A 2,436-nucleotide genomic window follows, 5' to 3' on the forward strand; every position below is an offset into this window, starting at 1 on the left:
TTCAGGGTGAGGGCTCCGGCGATGTGGGCGGCGGCGATCTCGCCCTGGCTGTGTCCGATGACCGCGTCGGGCTGCACGCCGGCGGCCTGCCACATTCGGGCCAGGCCCACCATCACCGCGAACAGCACCGGCTGGACCACGTCCACCCGCTCCAGCGACGCGGCCCCCTCCACCCCCCGCAACACCTCAACCAGCGACCAGTCCACATGGGGAGCCAGGGCCTCGGCGCACGCCTCGATCAGCGAGGCGAACACCGGCGAGGCATCCAGCAGATCCCCCGCCATCCCCACCCACTGCGACCCCTGACCAGGGAAGGCGAACACGACTTTGCCGGGAGAAGCGGCGGTGCCGGTCACCTGGCCCGCTGCCGGTGTTCCGGTGTGCAGGGCATGCAGGCCGGCGAGGAGTTCGTCGCGGCTGCTGCCCAGGACGACGGCGCGGTGGTCGAAGGTCGTGCGGGTGGTGGCCAGCGCGGCGGCGACATCCGCCGGCGCCGACTCCGGGTGCCGCAGGAGGTGGGTGCGCAGCCGCTCCGCCTGGTCCCGTACGGCGGCGTCACTGCGGGCGGACAGGATCCAGGGCACCGTAGCGCACCGCAGTAGGGGTTCGGGGGCCTCGTCCGCAGTCGCGGCCGCGCGGGCGGCCGGCGGCTCCTCGATGATGACGTGCGCATTGGTCCCGCTCACCCCGAACGAGGAGACCCCCGCGCGACGGGGGCGGCCGTCGGCACTCCAGGGGCGAGGCTCGGTGAGCAACCGCACCTGCCCGGCCTCCCAGTCGACGTGCGACGTAGGGGCGTCGATGTGGAGCGTGCGCGGCAGCACTCCATGGCGGAGTGCCATCACCATCTTGATGATGCCGCCCACTCCCGCGGCGGCCTGGGTGTGCCCGAGGTTGGACTTCAGCGAACCCAGCCACAGCGGCCGGTCGTCGGGCCGGTCCTGTCCGTAGGTGGCCAGCAACGCCTGCGCTTCGATGGGATCTCCGAGAGTCGTCCCGGTACCATGCGCCTCCACCGTGTCCACATCGGCGGGAGCCAGCCCCGCGTTGGCGAGGGCCTGGCGGATGACGCGCTGCTGGGCCGGGCCGTTGGGCGCGGTCAGCCCGTTGCTCGCGCCGTCCTGATTGACGGCCGAGCCGCGCACCACCGCCAGGACGGGGTGCCCGTTCCGCTGCGCCTGGGCGAGGGGTTCCAGGAGCAGCATGCCCGCCCCTTCCGACCACCCGGTGCCGTCCGCGCTCTCGGCGAACGCCTTGCACCGCCCGTCAGGGGCGAGCCCGCGCTGACGGCTGAACTCCACGAACACGCCGGGCGTGGACATCACCGCCACACCGCCCACCAGGGCCATGGAGCACTCCTGGGCGCGGAGGGCCTGGCAGGCGAGGTGCAGAGCGACGAGTGACGACGAGCACGCGGTGTCGACGGTCACCGCGGGGCCTTGCAGACCGAAGGTGTACGCCACCCGCCCGGAGGCGATACTGCCTGCGCTGCCGTTGCCGACATAGCCTTCGAGGCTCTCGGGGATCGTCTGCAACCGTGCCGCGTAGTCGTGGTACATCATCCCGGTGAACACCCCGGTCTCGGTGCCCCTCAGCGCATGGGGGTCGATTCCGGCACGTTCCACGGTTTCCCAGGCCGTTTCGAGGAGCAGCCGTTGCTGCGGATCCATCGCGAGAGCTTCCCGCGGGGAGAGGTTGAAGAACGCGGCGTCGAAGGAGGCGGCGTCATGGAGGAAACCGCCCTCCTGGATGTAGAACGTGCCGGGCCGGTCCGGATCCGGGTCGTAGAGCGTGTCCAGGTCCCAGCCGCGGTCGGTCGGGAACCCCGCGATGGCGTCCCCGCCCGCCGCCACCAGGTCCCACAGTTCGTCGGGGGAGGTCACCCCACCGGGATACCGGCAGGCCATCCCGACCACGGCGATCGGCTCGTCCGGAGCCACCACGGCCTTGCGGACGGATTCCCCGGCCCGGCTCCGGCCACCGGGCAGTTCGGTGTCGAGGTGTTCCGCCACCGCGGACGGTGAAGGGTGGTCGAACAGGAGCGTCGCCGGAAGACGGAGCCCTGTGGCCGCGGCCAGACGGTTGCGCAGCTCGACGGCGGTGAGCGAATCGAAGCCCAGGTCGTTGAAGGAGCGGTCGGCCGGCAGGGCGTCGGCGCCGCCGTGCCCGAGCACTGCCGCGGTGTGGGTCCGTACGGCCTGGAGCAGGAACGCCGATCGCTCGGCTCCGGTGAGACCGGCGAGCTGTTCCTCGACCGCCGAGGCCACGGCCGTGACAGCACCGGTCGCGGCGCGGCGCGGCCGGTGGACCAGTTTGCGGAGGAGTGGGGGGAGGGTGTTGGTGGTGGTGTGGTTGCGGAGGGTGGTGGGGTTGAGGTGGATGGGGATGAGGAGGGGGGTGTGGGGGTGGGTGTGGGTGGTGTCGAGGAGGGTGAGG

Annotated in this window: 1 protein-coding gene; it reads right to left on the bottom strand. The window is 72.0% G+C overall.

The annotated features are described in order from the left end of the window. Nucleotides 1-2,436, bottom strand: a 2,436-nt coding sequence (locus ACH4B3_RS34235) for a type I polyketide synthase (protein ID WP_398469699.1), incomplete at both ends; no start/stop codon positions are given.

Source organism: Streptomyces sp. NPDC018031 (assembly GCF_044327625.1).
Lineage (GTDB): Bacteria > Actinomycetota > Actinomycetes > Streptomycetales > Streptomycetaceae > Streptomyces.